Origin of the sequence: Nonomuraea sp. NPDC050783 (assembly GCF_040802095.1) — a bacterium.
Taxonomy (GTDB): Bacteria; Actinomycetota; Actinomycetes; order Streptosporangiales; family Streptosporangiaceae; genus Nonomuraea.
The window spans coordinates 1-16989 of sequence record NZ_JBFAHK010000047.1; the positions used below are offsets into that span (position 1 = coordinate 1).

The 16989-nt window shown below is 72.1% G+C and carries 18 protein-coding genes; 12 read left to right on the forward strand and 6 right to left on the reverse strand.

What is annotated here, in order from left to right; all coding sequences use genetic code 11:
• Window positions 1–39 precede the first annotated feature (39 nt).
• The 4 genes from AB0H75_RS49210 to AB0H75_RS49225 form a co-directional block, all read right to left on the reverse strand.
• Window positions 40–354 (reverse strand): helix-turn-helix domain-containing protein, encoded by a 315-nt coding sequence (locus AB0H75_RS49210; protein ID WP_367808829.1) that lies wholly within the window; start codon window positions 352–354, stop codon window positions 40–42.
• On the reverse strand, window positions 351–1238 hold the full coding sequence (locus AB0H75_RS49215) for a tyrosine-type recombinase/integrase (protein WP_367808831.1): 888 nt from the start codon (window positions 1236–1238) through the stop codon (window positions 351–353). Before AB0H75_RS49215 ends, AB0H75_RS49210 begins: the two co-directional genes overlap by 4 nt.
• Window positions 1239–1241: 3 nt before the next feature.
• Entirely contained in the window at window positions 1242–1424 is a 183-nt protein-coding gene (locus AB0H75_RS49220) for a hypothetical protein (RefSeq protein WP_367808833.1), read from the reverse strand.
• A gap of 179 nt (window positions 1425–1603) precedes the next feature.
• Window positions 1604–2527, reverse strand: coding sequence for a tyrosine-type recombinase/integrase (locus AB0H75_RS49225; RefSeq protein ID WP_367808835.1), 924 nt, complete (start codon window positions 2525–2527; stop codon window positions 1604–1606).
• Window positions 2528–2730: 203 nt separating this feature from the next.
• On the opposite strand from AB0H75_RS49225, the gene AB0H75_RS49230 reads away from it, so the two are divergent.
• The 5 genes from AB0H75_RS49230 to AB0H75_RS49250 are packed head-to-tail and all read left to right on the forward strand — an operon-like array spanning window position 2731 to window position 7124.
• Complete coding sequence (locus tag AB0H75_RS49230) at window positions 2731–3348, forward strand: RNA polymerase sigma factor (protein WP_367808837.1); 618 nt, start codon at window positions 2731–2733, stop codon at window positions 3346–3348.
• Window positions 3345–4178 (forward strand): zf-HC2 domain-containing protein, encoded by an 834-nt coding sequence (locus AB0H75_RS49235; RefSeq protein ID WP_367808839.1) that lies wholly within the window; start codon window positions 3345–3347, stop codon window positions 4176–4178. Before AB0H75_RS49230 ends, AB0H75_RS49235 begins: the two co-directional genes overlap by 4 nt.
• Window positions 4178–5035 carry an ATP-binding cassette domain-containing protein gene (locus AB0H75_RS49240; RefSeq protein WP_367808841.1) on the forward strand — a complete coding sequence of 286 codons (858 nt, stop codon included), beginning with the start codon at window positions 4178–4180 and terminating at the stop codon, window positions 5033–5035. Before AB0H75_RS49235 ends, AB0H75_RS49240 begins: the two co-directional genes overlap by 1 nt.
• A complete protein-coding gene (locus AB0H75_RS49245) occupies window positions 5032–6516 on the forward strand; it encodes a hypothetical protein (RefSeq protein WP_367808843.1) in 1485 nt (494 codons plus the stop codon). Before AB0H75_RS49240 ends, AB0H75_RS49245 begins: the two co-directional genes overlap by 4 nt.
• Window positions 6507–7124 carry a hypothetical protein gene (locus tag AB0H75_RS49250; RefSeq protein WP_367808845.1) on the forward strand — a complete coding sequence of 206 codons (618 nt, stop codon included), beginning with the start codon at window positions 6507–6509 and terminating at the stop codon, window positions 7122–7124. Before AB0H75_RS49245 ends, AB0H75_RS49250 begins: the two co-directional genes overlap by 10 nt.
• A gap of 331 nt (window positions 7125–7455) precedes the next feature.
• On the opposite strand, the gene AB0H75_RS49255 is transcribed toward AB0H75_RS49250, so the two are convergent.
• Window positions 7456–9942 (reverse strand): LuxR C-terminal-related transcriptional regulator, encoded by a 2487-nt coding sequence (locus tag AB0H75_RS49255; protein ID WP_367808847.1) that lies wholly within the window; start codon window positions 9940–9942, stop codon window positions 7456–7458.
• 115 nt (window positions 9943–10057) lie between these two features.
• Here AB0H75_RS49255 and AB0H75_RS49260 point away from each other — a divergent pair, with 115 nt between their 5' ends.
• Complete coding sequence (locus AB0H75_RS49260; protein WP_367808849.1) at window positions 10058–10423, forward strand: DsrE family protein; 366 nt, start codon at window positions 10058–10060, stop codon at window positions 10421–10423.
• Here the strand turns inward: AB0H75_RS49260 and AB0H75_RS49265 are convergent.
• Window positions 10413–11657, reverse strand: coding sequence for an MFS transporter (locus tag AB0H75_RS49265; RefSeq protein ID WP_367808851.1), 1245 nt, complete (start codon window positions 11655–11657; stop codon window positions 10413–10415). The two genes, AB0H75_RS49260 and AB0H75_RS49265, sit on opposite strands and share 11 nt — an antisense overlap.
• 65 nt (window positions 11658–11722) lie before the next feature.
• Here AB0H75_RS49265 and AB0H75_RS49270 point away from each other — a divergent pair, with 65 nt between their 5' ends.
• The 6 genes from AB0H75_RS49270 to AB0H75_RS49295 all read left to right on the forward strand — a co-directional run bounded on the left by AB0H75_RS49270 (window position 11723) and on the right by AB0H75_RS49295 (window position 16934).
• Window positions 11723–12775, forward strand: a complete 1053-nt coding sequence (locus tag AB0H75_RS49270; RefSeq protein WP_367808887.1) for a LacI family DNA-binding transcriptional regulator — start codon at window positions 11723–11725, stop codon at window positions 12773–12775.
• Between the two features lie 166 nt (window positions 12776–12941).
• Window positions 12942–14360, forward strand: coding sequence for an alpha/beta fold hydrolase (locus AB0H75_RS49275; RefSeq protein ID WP_367808853.1), 1419 nt, complete (start codon window positions 12942–12944; stop codon window positions 14358–14360).
• A 1-nt stretch (window position 14361) separates the two neighbouring features.
• Complete coding sequence (locus AB0H75_RS49280; protein WP_367808855.1) at window positions 14362–15438, forward strand: sensor histidine kinase; 1077 nt, start codon at window positions 14362–14364, stop codon at window positions 15436–15438.
• Window positions 15435–16091, forward strand: a complete 657-nt coding sequence (locus tag AB0H75_RS49285; RefSeq protein ID WP_367808857.1) for a response regulator — start codon at window positions 15435–15437, stop codon at window positions 16089–16091. Before AB0H75_RS49280 ends, AB0H75_RS49285 begins: the two co-directional genes overlap by 4 nt.
• Before the next feature lie 383 nt (window positions 16092–16474).
• Window positions 16475–16645 carry a hypothetical protein gene (locus AB0H75_RS49290; RefSeq protein ID WP_367808859.1) on the forward strand — a complete coding sequence of 57 codons (171 nt, stop codon included), beginning with the start codon at window positions 16475–16477 and terminating at the stop codon, window positions 16643–16645.
• A 10-nt stretch (window positions 16646–16655) separates the two neighbouring features.
• Window positions 16656–16934 (forward strand): hypothetical protein, encoded by a 279-nt coding sequence (locus AB0H75_RS49295; RefSeq protein ID WP_367808861.1) that lies wholly within the window; start codon window positions 16656–16658, stop codon window positions 16932–16934.
• Window positions 16935–16989 lie beyond the last annotated feature (55 nt).

The window sequence follows — 16989 nt, forward strand, 5'->3', positions numbered from 1 at the left end:
GGCACGGCTACCGGCCGGAACGCCCGAACCGTGATCTACTCAGCGGGTCCGATCACGGAATGTGTGCCTGATCCAGTATTCACGCGTCGTCGACATCTTGCGGGCGCGCGACGGTTTGGCGGCCGCGATTGGTTCGATCAGGTCCTCCATCGAGCACCCCAGGATGTCCAGCAGCGCCATCAGCAGCTTGAGGCTGAGCCGCTCGGGTTGTTCGGTGACCAGCCGGTAGAGCTGGCTGGACGACAACTGGATGCCGCGCTCGGCCAGCGGCGAGGCCAGGTCCGTGGTCTGGAACATGCCGCGCGCGGCCATCACCTGGCGCAGGTTCCACTGATAGTCGAGTTTGCGCGTCATCGGCCCCTCCCGTCCTCAGCTCGTCTGGCCTCGAGAGCGGGCGCCAGTGCCTTTCGTAGTGCGCTGTTCATGAAATCCCCGCTGACGTGCGTGTAGATCGCCGTGGAGGTGTCGCAGCGGTGCCCGACAGCCTCCTGGATGAAGCGGCGGTCGACGCCGTCCTCGGTCAGATGCGTGACGTAGGAGTGCCTGGCCGAGTGCGGCGACAGTTCCTTGGGCAGGCCGAGCGCGTCCCGGTGGGCGACGAATCGGGCGTTGATCTCCGCCGGCTTCACCCGGCCGCCCCGTTCGGTCACCCATAACGCCGGGTGATCTCCGCAGCCGAACCGAGGCCGGATGTTGTCCACGTAGTCGGCGATGGCCTCGACCGCCCAGCCCATCACCGAGGGCACGTTCCGCCGCCGCGGTGGCTGCCCGCGGACCGCCTTGCCATAGCGGACGTGCAGCATGCCGTACCGGCCGAACTCCGGAGCGGCCGGGTTGCGCCCCCAATCAGCCAAGTCCAGCTTGGAGGTCTCGGTGCGACGCAGACCCCACCCATACATGACCTTGAACAACGTAGCGTCCCGGTAGGCGGCCAACGCCCCCATCCGCTTCGCCTTAACCGCCCGTTCCACCTGCTCATCGGCGTAGTCGAAGAACCGCTGCAGTTCTTCACGGGTGAATGGCCGGGCCTCGGGCCTGCCCTCGTAGTCGTTCAGGTGGGCGATCGCGTTCCACTCATGGCAGATCGGCACCGGATGGGCACCCGGCCCGAACTGCGTCTCGCACTCGGCCGCCCAGCCGTATCGGGCGTCGGTGAGGTACTCGCTGAACAGCTGCAGGTCGGTCTGGTAGCCCCGGATCGTGGACGGTGCCAGGTGATGCTCGCTGGTCAGTGACAACGTTCACTCATCCACGTGCCCGGGCTGCCACCGCCACGGGTATTCGTTGCAGAACGCCAGGAACCGCCGGATCAGGCGGTCACGCGGCGCGATGGTGTCCTCCTGCAGCCCACGGGCGATCTGCTGAGCCCGCCAGCCCCGCAGCATCGCCTCGAACACGGCGTCCTCCGGCGGCAGCTGTACCACTCCGGATACCAGCTCCAGATGCGCGGCGCCGCCAGATCACCTCGTTTCACAGGCCCCTCCAGCCTCTGCAACCGCGACCGTCTGAAGGGTGAATCGTGCATCTGATGGGAGCATCGCGCAAGCGGTTCAGCTCAAGTGGCACGAACGATCACCTCGTCGTGCCCATTCCGATGGCCCGTTCAGCAGGCGACCTGCGAATCCTCGCCCGTCTGATGCAATTCCCGAGGGTTTGTGTACCGGCGCGTGGTGTCCAGGCGGGCATGCCCCATCAGCTCGGCGACCACGACGACGTCGACGCCCCGGCGCAACAGGTTCGTGGCGAAGGTGTGCCGCAGGGTGTGCGCGGAGGCGGCGGGCGCGCCGTTGTCGTCGACCAGGTCTGCCTCGACCGCGAGCTCGTCGATCAGCTGGTCGACCGCGCGGGCCGTGAGCCGGCCACCGCGGTAGCGGTTGAGGAACAGCGCCGGGCCATCGGCGCCGGGCCACGTGCTGCGTTCGGCCTTCCAGTCCTTGACGGCCTCGCGCACCGTGGCGTCCAGCAGGGGGACCTCGCGGGAGGTCTCGCCCTTGCCGTTGCGCACGAGGACCTTGCCTTTGCGGGCCGACAGCGGCACGTCGGCGACGTCGAGGGCGACCAGCTCGGCGACGCGCATCCCGGAGTAGAACAGCAGCCGGCCGATGGCGCGGTCGCGGGCCATCGGAAGCATCTCCACGGCACGCAGGAAACGTTTCTGCTCGCGGGCGTCCAGCGCCTTGGGGGCGAGCTTGGGCGGGGTGTCGCGACGAACCTGGACCGGGCCCAGGCCGCGGTGGGTGAAGAAGTGGTCGAGGGCGGCCAGGTGGGCGTTGACGGTGTTGGCCGTGCGCTTGGCCACCGTCTTCAGGTGCGTCTTGTAGTCGCGGACGGCGAAGTCGCGGCCGTGGCCGTCGGTCAGTGGATCGGCGCCGTCGAGGTCGGCGGCATCCAGCCAGGCCAGGAAGGTCCGTATCCGGGAGGCGTAGGCGCGGCGGGTGTCCTCGTCCAGGGGCGCGCGCTCCAGCGCCGCGGTGTAGTCGTCGTGCACCGCGGTGAACGCGGCCGGCACCTCCTGGCGTCGCCCCACCGTCGCCCCTCCCGCTGATATCAGAAGTGATTTCGGGCCCTAATCGTAGCGCCACTCGCGCGATATCAGAAGTTCCCTGCCTACTGGAGTTCTGATATCAAGCATTATCAGAATTAGCCCCACTGATCTTGTCGCCTGAAGTTGAGCTAATTACTTCTCTGATCACGGAACCGGAGGCAGCAGATCTTGCGATAGATCAGAACATGCACCCGTTCTTCGCGCGCCGCCGCGAACCACCTCCGATTGGTCCCCAAAGCGACGATGCCAACCTTCTCGCGGGCGTTGCCGCTGAGCGGGTGGAGGCACTGAAGCTCTTGCACCGACGGCATGCGCCCTGGCTGCGGGCACGGCTGGCCCGCCGATGCGCTGATATGGACTTGGTGGAGGACGCGATCCAGGACACTTTCGTCGCCATCTGGCGGGACGCGCATCGCTACCGAGCGGCGGAGGGTGAGGCGTCCGCGTGGATCTGGACGATCGCGATCCGCAGGCTGATCTCTGCGCTGCGCCAGAGCAGAGCTGCCCCGCCCGTCACCGCACTCGATGATGTGCATACCCCGAAGGCCTTCCGTTCAGGGGCACGCCAGGCCTCATATCTGATCACCGAGTCGGCCGAGGACGCGGTCCTGGTCGGCGTGGAACATGGCGACCTGGCCGCCGCGCTGGACAGGCTTTCCGCAGACTTGCGTGCAGCTCTCCAGGCGACCGTGCTTGACGGCCTCACCACGCGCGAGGCCGCCCATCTCCTCGGCATCCCCGAGGGCACCGTGAAAACCCGCGTCATGCGGGCCAAGGCCCAGCTCAGGGGGTATCTCGCATGAATACGCCGTGGCACCTGCCCAAAGAGTTGATCGAACTCTACGTGAGTGGCCGTCTGGAACCGATCCAGGTGATGTCGGTGGAGAGCCACCTCGCTCGGTGCGAACACTGCCGCGCGGCGGTGCCGTACGAGCGGGAGTGGCTCGCCGCGAGCTGGGAGAGAATCGAAGACCTGGTGGCCCGGCCCAGGCCACGGCCTGTGGCACGGCTCTTGCGCCGGTTCGGTGTTCCCGACCATATGGCCACGCTTCTCGCGGCCACTCCCGCTCTGGCCCGGGGATGGCTGGTCGCGGTCACCGCGGTAACGGCTTTCGCCGTGGCAGCCGCTCACCTGGTCAGCCGTGACCCTCAGGCTCTCTTCGACGGACTGCTCCCCTTCCTCGTGGCCGCACCCGTGCTGCCGCTGGCGGGCATCGCCGTCGCTTACGGACCCCGGGTAGATCCCGTTCACGAGACGCAGGCCGCGACTCCCATGGCAGGCGCCAGAGTCTTGCTGCTGCGTGCGCTCGCGGTGCTGGTGACCGCGATGGTGCTGACGGGCATGGCGACGCCGCTCCTGCCCGGCCCGCCGGGGCTGACGACGGCGTGGCTGCTGCCCGCTCTCGCACTCACCGCGACAACCCTGGCCCTGTCGACCTGGCTCACGCCGCTGGCCTCAGCCGCTGTGCTGACCGTCGCCTGGTTCGGCGCCGTACTGGCCTTCTCCAAGCTCGCCGGCGATGGGCTGGCGCTCTTCTCGCCGATGGCCCAGGTCGTGTACGGCCTGGCTGTGCTGACCCTGATTCCCCTCGTCTACCTGCGGCGCGCCCGCTTCGATTCTGGAGAGTCCTGATGGACCCGACTGTGACCGTTCACGGCCTGACCAAGAAATACGGCCGGAACATCGTGCTCGACCGCCTCACCCTGGAATTCGGTCGGGGAGTGACCGGGTTGCTCGGGCCCAACGGCGCCGGCAAGACCACCCTGCTGCGGAGCCTGGCGACGACACTGGCTCCCGATGGAGGCGAGGTGCGCGTCCTCGGTCTGGATCTCGCGAATCCGGGCCAGCGCACCGACCTGCGCCGCCGCCTGGGATACCTCCCGCAGGCTCCCGGCTTCTACCCTCACTTCACGCTCTTCGAGCTGGTCGAATACGTGGCGATCCTCAAGGAGCTGACGGATCGGCGCGAACGCCATCGGGAGGTGCGCCGGGTCCTCGCCGAGGTCGACCTGATCGACCGTGCCAAAACGAAGGTCCGCAAGCTGTCAGGTGGCATGAAGCAGCGTCTGGCCCTGGCCCAGGCGCTGCTCGGCGAGCCCGATCTGCTCATCCTGGACGAGCCCACGGTCGGCCTGGACCCCGAACAACGCGTGCGGTTTCGGGCGCTGGTCTCCCGGCTCGGCGAGAGCCGTACCGTGCTGCTGTCCACCCACCAGACCGAGGACGTGGCCGCTTTGTGCGAGCGCGTGATCGTGATGAACGGCGGGCGCGCGGTGTTCCAGGGAACTCCGCGTGAGCTCGCCGCCGTCGCGTCCAGCCAAGTGTGGATCTCCAACGCGCCGCCCTCCGATTCCCGCCTGTTCTGGCGGACCGCGGATGGCCGCTACCGCACGCTGGGAGACCCTCCGCCGGGCGCGGCGCCTGCCACGCCGACGGTGGAGGACGGATACCTGCTGCTGCTCGGCAAGCCGGTCGGGGCGGAGGCATGATCTTCCGTTCATTGTTCCTGTTCGAGGTCCACAGATTGCTGCGCAGCCCGATTCTGTGGGGCGCCGCCGCACTCTGCCTGGGGTTGCGGCTCATGGCGACCTGGCCGTGGCTGCCCGACATGAGTGTCGATCCGACGAGCACGTCGGGCGCAATGCTGCTTCTTGCGGTGGCGATGATGACCACCACCAACCTCGCGACATCCCGGGACACCCGGCACGGCATTCCGGAGATGTTCAAAGCGCTTCCCAGCCGCGCCGCGGAGCGCACCAAGGCCGCGACCTTGGCGGCCCTGGTCGTCGGTAGCGGGATCGCGCTGCCCGTCATGCTCTGCTATCTGCTGGCGCGGCTGGCCATGGGCCCGGTCGCGGGCGTATTCGATCCCTTCGAAGCACTGGGTGGAGTGCTGGCCGTGCCCTTCGCCGCGGCCCTCGGCGCGATGCTCGGCAGGTGGACTCCCTGGCTGGTCGCCGTTCCCGTGACAGCCTTCCTGATCGGTGCTTTCACATGGCTGAACAGTCAGCAGAGCGGTTACGGAAGCTGGTTTCTGCCCGTGGTGCTCTTTCACGGGCCCGACTGGCCGCAGCGCCCATCGGTGTTGCACGTCGTCTACCTCCTGGCCGCCATCGCTCTCTTCGCGGCCCTGGCCCTGCTCCGGCACGGAGCCAGGCCGGTGCGCCTGATCGCAGTCCTCACCGCCGCGGCCGTGACGGTGCCGGCGGGGGCCGCCGCGACCGCCGCCGCTCCAGGGGAGGAGATCAACCGCCGATTCGAAACCACCCTGCAGGGGAATCCAGCCGCAATGCTCGGCGACATGGATCCCAAGATCCGGCAACGCTATTTCGGGCCGGACGCTCAGCGGTGCGAGAAGCACGACGCCATCACCTACTGCGCCTTCCACGACTACGCCACCTGGATCTCATCATGGGTGTCGGCCGTGAACCCCGTGGCCCAAGCGCTGCCCCCAGCGGAGCGTGACCGGCTGCCAGTCGTCCGGCAATTGACCGACAGCTGGTTCAACGCGAACGGCGATGAGGAGCAGTCCATCCGCACATTCATGATGTGGGGACGAGCCGGAGCCGAAGACGACTATCGCGCCGTGCTCGCCTCCCAGATCATTCGCTCCGTGCTGGGACTGCGACCGCCGAGAACGGGCTGTGACGTACGAGGCCAGAGCAGGGCACTCGTGGCGCTGTGGCTGCTCGGCCAGGGCATCGCGCCCGCTGCGCCCGAGGACCGGGAGATCCAGATTGCCTCCTCCGCCTTCATGCCAGAGCAGTCCCAGCTGGGCATGATCCGGTACGGCGCGGCCGAACTGGGATATGCCCGCAAGCTGCTCGCGATGCCGGATGCCCGGCAACGAATTTGGGCACATTGGGACACCCTGCTCAAGCCCGAAACGACGGTCGAACAAGCGCTGTCCCTACTCGGCTTGCGCCCGGAGTTCACTGCCGAGCCCGTGAAGGGGCAGCCATGCTCGTGATCCAGCTGATCAGGCCGATCGTGCGGGCGATCGATTGGATTCCCCTCGCGGTCACCGGAACGCTCGCCGTGGTCATGGCCTCAGTGATCGAGGCGGGTTCCACGTTAAGCGTTGGAACCGCTTTCACTCTGCTCAGGATGATGGGAGTGATGCTAGGCGCCTCCGCCGGATTCGCCGTGATCGACGAGATGACGGCAAGTACGGACGCGACCCCGGTGCCCCGCCGGCTCCGTCAGTGGTTGCGCTGCGGCTTCGGGGGCCTTACCGCAGGACTGTTGTGGGGGATGGCGTGCGCCATCGCCGCAACCAGACTGCCCCAGGGGGGACAGCTCCGAGTGGCGGGGATGTCGGTGGAGGCTGCGGTGTGCATCGCGATCGGCCTACTGACGGCATCGATCGCCGGGCGTGTGCACCAGGGCAAGGCGGCCGCCCTCGCGGGCATGGGCAGTTTGCTAGTGATTGTCTCGGTGAGCCTGGTTCTGCGGGGACCGTACTGGCCCTGGCTCTATTCGGACGAGGAGAACTGGGAGATCGTGCACTACGGGTGGTTGGCCATGCTGCCGCCCGTGCTTGTCGCGCTGAACTGGGCGAGCCGGGATCTACGCTGAGGATACGCGCATAGGGAACTTCAGCGGGCCTCGGGCGACTCAACCGCATTACCGGAGTCGCCCGGTCAGTTCCCTGCCGCACATCTGCCACCCCATCCCGATGGCGTGCCGCGGCGAGGACCGGGCGTGACCACAACCTCGACGAAATCACAGCTCAGATGCGATTTGGCGGCTCATCGCATGCTTCTTAACGGCACCCCGAGGCAGGCGAGGGCGAGGGTGGCGGGGTAGGTCCTGTTCATGCGGTCGATCCTGCCGAGAGGGCGCCTGACCTGGGATCGCCGGTGCCGGTGAACTTCGGGCCTCCCTCTCAGGAGGGAGACCTGGCTCTTCAGGGGGAGGCGGGCACGAGGTCCGCCAGGCGGGGGGCGGCCGCCCTGCGGTACCCGTCGGCGAAGGCCGCGTCGTAGCCTTCGGCGCCGAGCAGGTCGCGTAACGCCGCGGGCAGCCCCTGATCGTCGGCGTCGGCGGGTGCGGGGGCGAGTCGTCCGGCGGCGCCGAGAAGGGTGGCGGCCCGGGTGGGGCGGCCGGTCGCGTGCTCGGAGCCGGCCAGCAGGCGCAGGCCCGTGGCGGTGATGCGGGTGTCGCCCAGGCCGGCGGCCAGCCGTACGCCGTCCGCGAAGTGCCGCCACGCCGTGCCGTGCTCGCCGCGGGAGGCCGCCGCCCGCCCCAGGCCGAGCAGGCAGCGGGCCGCGCAGCGCAGGTCGCCGATGCGCCGGAACTCGGGCAGCAGGCCGCCGAAGCGCGCCCCCGCGATCCGGTGCTCTCCCAGGAGCTGGTCGAAGGTGGCGCGGTAGACCTCGGCGTGCAGGCGCTCGTGCTCGTTGCCGCCGGCGCGGGCCAGCCGGGCCGCCTCCTCCAGCCAGCCCGGCACGTCCTCGGGGCGGATCCGCTCCTCGATCGCCCTGATCGCGAGCTGGTTGAGGCAGTTGGCGCGTTTCACGTGGTCGCCGAGCCGGCCGAACAGGTCGGCGGCGCGGGTGAGCACGTCCAGGACGGCCGTGCCGTCGGGGGCGTGGCTGTAGGCGGACAACGCCAGGGCGCGGTGCCAGTCGTCGCCCAGCCGCTCGAACGCCTCCGCCGCCCGCGCCACGTACTCGATCGCGGCGGCCCGATGCTCGCCGTACCGCATCGTCCAGCCCCGGGCGAGCAAGGCCAGCGCCCGGTCGTGCGCCGAGCCGCCGGCCGCCATCCGGGCGGCCAGCTCGGCGAAGCGCCGCGCGCGCTCGGTGTCCTGGTAGCACAGGACGACGGCGCAGGTGACGGCCGTGCGCAGGCCCAGCGGCCCGTCGGGCAGGGGACGGGGCAGCAGCCTGCCGAGCCAGTCGAACAGCTCGCCGCTGCACCCCACGATCTCCCACGCCGTGCCGACGCCGGCGATGAACTCCCAGGCCGCCGTGGTGTCGTCCCGGTCGAGGGCCCAGCGCAGCGCGGCCGTCAGGTCCGCGGAGCGGCGGTTCAGCCAGCCCAGCGCGCCGGCCTGGTCACGGCCGCGCAGGTCGGGCACGATCGCCACGGCGTGCCGCAGGTGATGGCGGGCGTGCCGCTCGCGGGCCGGCCCGGCCTCGCCCCGCGCGGCCAGCCGCCGCTGCGCGAACTGTCTGACGCTCTCCAGCAGCCGGTACTCGGTACGCTCCGCGCGCCGGTGCGCCGAGATCAGCGACCGGTCCAGCAGCCGCGAGAGGATCCGGACCAGCCCGGCGGGCTCCAGCGGCGGGTACGCGACGACCCCCGCCGCCGTGTCGTAGTCGAACGCGCCGGGGAAGACCGAGCAGCGCTCGAGCAGCAGCCGCTCGTCCTCGCCCAGCAGCTCGTAACTCCAGGTGAGGGCCTCCTCCAGGGCGCGGTGCCGGCTCGGCGCGCCCTGTGCGCCGTCGGTCAGCAGGGCGAACCGGTCGTCCAGCCGGGCCAGCAGCTCGTCCGGCGTGAAGAACCGCACCCGGGCCGCGGCCAGCTCGATCGCCAGCGGCAGCCCGTCCAGGCGCCGGCAGATCGTCGCGACCTGCCGGGCGTTGCCCTCGGTGACCGCGAACCCGGGCGAGGCCGCGGCCGCGCGGTCGGCGAAGAGCCGCCCGGAGCCCGACGCGAGCACGGCTTCGGCCGTGACGCGGGCGGGCGGCGGCAGCGGCAGCGGCGGGATCTCGTAGACCGCCTCGCCGGTGACGCGCAGCGGCCCGTGGCTGGTGGCCAGCACGCGCAGGTGGCCGGTGGTGGACAGCAGCTCGGCGAGCAGGGCCGCGGCGGGGGCGGTCACGTGCTCGCAGTTGTCCACCAGGAGCCAGTGTCGCCCCTCGGCGAGGGTCTGGCGGATCAGCGTACGGAGCTGGTGCTCCTGCCCGACGACCCCCAGGGCGTCCGCGAACGCCCGTTCCACCGCCTGCGCGGGGGCCACGAGCGCGAGGTCGATCAGCACGGCGGGCGGCAGCTCGCCCGCCTCGTGCGCCAGGTGCAGGGCCAGGCGGGTCTTGCCGGTGCCCGGCGGCCCGGTCAGCGTCACCATCCGGTACGCCCCGAGCAGCCGCCGCACCTCGCCGGCCTCCCCGCTCCGGCCCACGAACGACGACAGCGGCCGGGGCAGCCCCGCCCTGGGCCCGCGCCCGGCGCGGATCCGGGCCGCCGCCTCCACCAGCGCCATCCGGTTGGTGCCGCCGAGCTTGCGCAGCAGCGAGGAGACGTGGCTCTCCACGGTCCGCTCCGACAGCCGCAGCCGGGCCGCGACCTCCTGGTTCTGCAGGCGGTCGCCCACGAGCCACAGCACCTCCGCCTCGCGCGGGGTCACGCCGGCACTCCGCAGCTCGGGGAAGGCGTCCGGACCCATGACCGCAGTATGCCGCCACGGACCCGATTTCCGTACTGAGCACGGATGTGGGCGGACCGGGGCGCGGGATGCAATGTCGGCATCCGTAACTCGCAGGAGAACGAGGAGACACCACATGGCAGGCAAGGCTGTGGTCAGCTTGACCACGGGGATGGAGGACCCCGAGCGGGTCACGGTCGCGCTCCTGGTCGCGGTCGGCGCGGCCGAGCAGGGCCGGCCGACGCTGATGTTCCTCACCAAGGAGGCCACCCGGCTGGCGCTGGACGGCGTCGCCACCGGGGTCGCCTGCGACGGCTGCCCGCCGCTGGCCGACCTGATGGCCCGTTACGCCAAAGCGGGCGGGACGTTCCTGGTCTGCCCCATCTGCTTCGACTCCCGCAAGCTCGACCGGAGCCTCCTGGTCGAGGGCGCGGAGCTGGGCGGCACCGTACCCATGTGGCAGTGGATCGGCGACGAGGGCGCCACCACCTTCAGCTACTGAGCACGCGGCCTCCCGCTTCGGAGGTGCCGTGCCGTGCAGGGGAGGGGACGACGGCTCTGAGCGCGGGCCACGCCAGCAGCGCCAAGGCCGCGGCGAGTGCCGCCACGGCCAGCATGGCGCCCGGCAGCCCGGTCGCCTGTGCCCAGTGTCCCACGTACACCGGCCCGCCGAGGTAGCCGAGATAGGCCGAGGTGGACACGACCGAGGTGGCGGCACCGCGGGCGGCGGCGGGGACGTTGGCGGTGGCCAGGCCGAGCACGGTGGGGAAGAGCACGGCGGTGCCGGCGGCGGCCAGGGCCAGCCCTAGCAGGGCCAGAGGGAGGGACGCGGTGAGGGCGAGCAGGGACGTCCCCGCCGCGGAGATCACCGCGCCGGCGGTCAGGACGATCCAGGCGCGAGGGGTCTTCACCGCGCTGATCGCGAAGCGGGTGAGCGAGACGGCGAGCGCGAAGACCGCCGGTCCCGCGCCGACCAGGGCGGGTCCGGCGTGCACGGTGTCGGCGAGGTAGACGGCGCTCCAGCTCTGGTGAGCGTTCTCCACGGCGAACCCGAGCGCGCCGAGTCCGCCCGCGACGAGCAGGAGCGGCAGGTGAGCGCGCAGGCGCGGCCGGCCGGGAGCGGCCGGGGCGCGGGCGTGATCGTGACGGCGGGGACCGGTCCGCGTCCGGCCGCCGGCGGCGATGGCGGCGCTCACGGCGCCGGCGGCGAGCATGACCAGCACGTACGGCACGACCAGGGGCAGGCCGGCGGCGTTCAGCAGGCCGGTGACGAGGCTCGCCGCGACCACGGCCAGGGAGAAGAAGCCGTGCGCCCGGGTGATGACCGGACGGCCGCCGGCCCGCTCGACGGCGCCGGCCGCCGCGTTGATCGTCACGTCCGCGGCACCGGACGACGCGCCGAGCACCGCCAGCCCCACGGATAAGGCGGGCAGGCCGCGAGCGGTGACGGCCACCACGACACCGGCGATGCCGAGCGACATGAGGGTGATCGCCGTGACGCGCTGCCCCCACCGGTCCAGAGCCCGGCCCGCGAGCGGCATGGCGGGCAGTGCGCCGGCGGCGATGAACAGCAGCGCCGTGCCGAGCCGGCCATCGGTCAGCCCGGCCTGGTCACGGATGGCGGGAACGGAGGCGCCCCACACCCCCCAGAACGCGCCGAAGACGGTGAATCCGGCGTACGGCACCCAGGCCCGGACGCCGCCATGACCGGCGCCCGCTTGTGTATCGGTACACATGTTGTTTAACGATACACAAGATAGGGTGAGGCATGGCCAAAGACCCTTCTCGGCCCCGGCCGACCATGGCGGAGGTGGCCCGCGCGGCGAAGGTCTCGGTGATGACCGTCTCCTACACCTACGCCCAGCCCGATCGTGTCTCCGAACGCACCCGGGCCAGGGTCCGCGAGGCCGCCGCCCGGCTGGGATACCCCGGCCCGCACCCGGGGGCCCGCTCGCTGCGCCGGGGACGGGCCGGGAGCCTCGGGGTGGTGCTCGGCGAGCACCTCACCTATGCCTTCGAGGACCCTCAGGCCACCCGGTTCCTGGCCGGCGTGGCCGAGGTCTGCGCCGGTCACGGCCTGGGGCTCACGATCGTGCCCATCACCGGGGCGCCCTCCGACACCGACCGGGTCGCCGAGGCCGCGGTGGACGGTTTCGTCGTCTGGACGACCAGCGACGACGACCCCGTGCTGCCGGCGGTGGCCGCCACCGGCCTCCCCGCCGTCGTGCACGGCGGGCCACACCGCCGAGACCTGCCGTTCGTGGCCATCGACGACCGCGCCGCGGCCCGCGCCGTCGCCGCCGAGGCCCTCGCCGGCGCACGGCGGCCGATGGTGCTCAGTTTCCCGCTCGACCGCGCCCGGACGCCGGGGGTCCACCACGGGCTGGACCCGGCCGAGGCCACCTTCCGGGTGACCCGCGAGCGCCTGCGCGGAGTCCGCGACGCCTGGGAGGCGGGCGGCGGCCGATGGCCGCAGGTGCGGGTCGCGGTGTGCGCGCGCAACAGCGCCCGGGAGGCCGACTCCCTGGCCACCGCGTTCCTGACGGGGCCGGACGCGCCGGACGCGGTCATGGCCATGAGCGACGAGCTCGCTCTGGGCCTGATGCGAGCGGCCGCCCGTGCCGGTCTCGCCGTCCCCGGCGACCTCGCCGTCACCGGCTGGGACGGCACCGACGCGGCCGCCGCCGCCGGGCTGACGACCGTCGCCCAGGACCTGCGCGCCCAGGGAGCCCACTGCGCGCGACTGGTCCTGGGCGAGGAAACGGCGGCTGAGACCGGCACGGCTGGGACCGGCGCGGCTGGGACCGGCGCGGTCGAGTGGCGCCTGATCCTGCGCGACTCCACCCGGCGATGACCACGGTCGGAAGAGGCCGCCACCTGCATCCTGCGCCTGGCCGATCCCGCCGCGACCTGGCTGACCGGCCGGACCCGCGGCGTGCCGGATCGCCGGTGCGTACGCGCGCGAGGATCTATCGAAAGATGGACGACCGGCGGCAGTCCTCTCGGCGAAGCTGAGGGCCGTGAAGAACACGATCATCGCCCTGCTCGGCGCCGTGCTGCTTCCCGTCGCGATGGCGGCGCCCGCGACGGCGGGGGCCGGGCTGTCCTGGCAGGACTGCGGAGACGGCCTGCGATGCGGCCGGATCACCGTGCCCGCCGACTGGGCCGCTCCCGAAGCGAAGCAGATCACGCTGGGGCTCGCCAAGCTCCCGGCACGCGACCCGGCGACCAGGAAGGGCACGCTCGTCCTCAACATGGGCGGCCCCGCCCAGCAGATCTCGATCCTGCGCCAGGCGAAGGGCGCCTTCGCCGACCTGACCCGATGGTTCGACGTGGTGCTGTTCGACCCGCGCGGGTTCGAGGCGAGCACCGAGGTACGCTGCCCCGGCCCGGCGCCGTATCCCGCCAACGGGGAGTGGGTGTTCACCAGCCGCGCCGCCTTCGCCCGGTACACCGAGCAGAACCACCGCTTCGGCCGGGGATGCGCCGAAGCCGCCGGCCCGCTCGCGGGCAACCTGGACACCTGGCAGAGCGCCCGCGACCTGGAGGCGGTACGGGTGGCACTGGGCGAGCGGAAGCTGAACTACTTCGGCAACTCCTACGGCGGCGTCCTCGGGGTGGCCTACGCCGAGTACTTCCCGTCCCGCGTCGGCCGCATGTACCTGGACAGCCTGATCGACCACACCAACCGGTCGTGGGACGAGTGGGTCCTGGCCAGAGCGAAGGTCAAGGAAGGCAACCTGCACCGCTTCGCCGCGTGGTGCGCCACCGACCGCGGGTGCGCGCTGCACGGCCGCGACGTGCTCAAGGTGTGGGACGAGGTCATGGCCCGCGCCGCCGAGCGGCCCATCCCCGCGCCCGGTGCCGGAGCGGGTGCCACGGCCGGTGCGGCCCTGATCGCCTCCCGCGCGAGCGTCTCGTTCGACGCGACGTGGCCCGAGCTGGCCACGTCCCTGGCCGAGGCGGACGCGGGTGACGCCACCCGGTTCGCCAAGCCGTTCACCGGGGCGCCCGACCCGGACCTCAGCAGGATCACGATGTGCGCCGACTTCCCGTTCCCGACCGCGTACCGCGAGGTGAAGGAGATGGAGGCACGGCTGAGGAGCGCCGCGCCGCGCATCGGCTGGACCACGGTCTGGCCGATGGCCGTCCTCTGCGCCGGGCTCGCGAAGAAGACGTCCTACCCGCCCCATCCGATCCGCCCGCGCGGCCTGCCGCCGATCCTGATCGCCAACGGCGAGTACGACGACACGGCGACGCCCGCGTACGGACGCGGGGTCGCCGCGCGGCTCGACGGCGCCCGCTACCTGGCGGCCACGGGCGGCCACGCGCTCTACCTGGGAGGCGGCGGTCCCTGCGTACGCGATCACGTGCACCGCTATCTGACCACCGGGCAACTCCCGCCCGCGGGCACGACCTGCGGTCCGGCATCATCGTGACATGCACTGGCCGAGGGAGGTCCTGCTCGTCGCCGGCGCCGCGACCGCCGCGGCGCTGCTGACGGCGCTGAAGTGGCGGGCCCCGGCCGGCCTGCCGCTCCTGGCCGTCTTCAGCACCGGGGTCAGCCTCCCCCTGCTGATCCGCCGGAGGCTGCCGCTGACCGCCGCCGCGACATCGGCGGCGATCGCGCTGGCCGGGATGGCGCACCTGCACCGCTGGGAGGGGATGCTGGTCACCATGGCCCTGTTCTGCGCGGCCGTCTACCACCGGCCGCGGCGTCCTGGCCTGGTGCTGGCGGTCTCCTCGTGCTGGGTTCTCGGCACCCTGGCGGTGATGGGGGGCGAGGGCGTCCCGGAGCCGACCAGCATAGTGATCATGAGTGTCGCGCCCGTGGCCACCGGCTACGCGCTGCGGCTGCACCGGGAGCGGGCCGACCAGTCGCTGCGCGTGCAGCGGGCCGAGGCGGAGCGCGTGCTGGCCGAGGAGCGTACCTGGCTGGCCAGGAACGTCCACGACAGCGTCGGCCACCACCTGACCGCGATCCGGCTGCAGGCCGCGGCGGCGCGCCGGGCACCCGGCGGCGCGGCCGCCGAGCAAGCCCTGCGGACGATCTCGGACCTGTCGCGGTCGGCGCTCACCGAGGTACGCGGCCTGCTGCGGACCCTCGACGAGCACCCGGCCGCCGTCCAGCCCGGCACCGCCGACCTGGAGCGGCTGGCTGAACGGCTCACCTGCGCCGGCCGGACGGTCACCGTGCGCCGCTCCGGGGGCGGGCGCGCGCTGCCGCCGGCCGTCGATCACACCGCCTACCGGGTGGTCCAGGAGGCGCTGACCAACGCCGTACGACACGCGGACGCGACCGAGGTCACCGTCCACCTGCGGCAGGACGGCCGCGGCCTGCGCGTCGAGGTCCTCGACAACGGCAGCCCCGCCGTCGCGTCCCAGGCCGAGGGCCGGGGGATCCGCGGCATGCGCGAACGGGTGCGCCTGCTCGGCGGCGCCCTGTCGGCGGGACCGGTCGAGACGGGCGGCTGGCGGGTCCGCGCCGACCTGCCCAGGAAAGGGGACGCCTGGTGACGATCCGGGTGCTGGTCGCCGACGACCAGGCGGCGGCGCGGGAGGCGTTGCGGCTCATCCTCGACGGCGAACCCGACATCGACGTGGTCGCGACGGTCGCCGACGGCGCCGAGGCGGTGCGCCAGGCGCTCTCGCGCCGGCCGGACGTGGTGGTGATGGACCTGCGGATGCCGGGCATGGACGGCATCGCCGCCATCGGCCGCCTCGTCGCGGCCGGACCCGCCCCCCGCGTGCTCGCCCTGACCACGTTCGACCTCGACGAGTACCTGTTCGGCGCGCTGCGCGCCGGGGCCGCCGGTTTCCTGCTGAAGGACAGCGACGCCGACGTGCTGGTCGCGGCGGTCCGGGAGCTGCACCAGGGCAGGGGCCTGATCGACCCGCAGGTCACCGGCCGCCTGATCAGCCGCTTCGCCGCGCTGTCCCCGCGCCCCGCCACCCCTGAGCTCGACCTGCTGACCCCGCGCGAGCACCACGTGCTACGCCTCCTGGGCCGGGGGCTGAGCAACGGCGAGATCGCCGCCGCGTGCACCATCGAGGAAGGCACCGTCAAGACGCACGTCAACCGCATCCTCACGAAACTCGGCCTCCGGAGCCGCGTGCACGCCGCGATCTACGCCCACGAGCACGGCCTGGTCGCCCGCGACGCTCCCTGACCGCCCCGCCGGTCCTGCCGGTCCCGCCAGGCTTCCGCGCGTGCGGCGGAACGTCGTGGAACGCATTCCTGGGTAAGGCGGCTCCGGGACACGCCATCGCGGAGCCGCTGAGGGGTTCAGGCCGGCCGCCGGGGTGCGTGGCCGGCACCGGCTCGTCCACTCCCAGGAGGATGCGGTGATCGACGGTGTCCAAGACCGGCCCGGCCGGGGCTCGTGGATCGGGTCCGCGGCCGGGGAGCGGGACGAACGATGACGGGGGAGGCCGTCCCGGAGGTGCGGGGCTTCCGGCTGATGGTGGCGCCGGCGCCGTTCGACCCCGCGGCGGTGCAACCGTCCCGTGAGCCGCTCGCCGCGGCGGGCGCGGCGCGGGCGACGGTCGTGCAGTGGCCGACGGCCCGGCGCTGGAGGAGGTCCTGCTGGCCCGGGACGAGAACGCCACCATGGTGTGGGGCATCGAGCAGACCGTCCGCATGCCCACCGGCGACCCGCGCCCCGGCGCGGAGGCCGCCGCCGAGACCCTCGCCTTCCGCCGTCCCGGTTCACGTCCCCGGTGACAACCGCGGCGTGCAACCGCAGCGCGCCGCGATGCCCAGCGAGGTGGACGGCAGTCCGGTAGCGGCCAGGACCGCCCTGCTCCGCGAGGGGTTCGACGCCGGGAATCCGTACTTCGTCAACGAGGAGGAGGTCCGGCTCACGGGCACCCGCCTGATCGCCGCGTACAACCGCACCCGCACCCGGACCGGCCAGGTGATCGTCTGGCTCACCGTGCGGCGGGACACCGGCCGCGGCGGGCACTCCAGCGGGCCGGCCTTCGACCTGCTGACCGACACCGCACCCCAGTGATTGAAGGTCGGCCGGGACGGGACGGCGGTTTTCCGGGGAAAGTTTACACCGACGG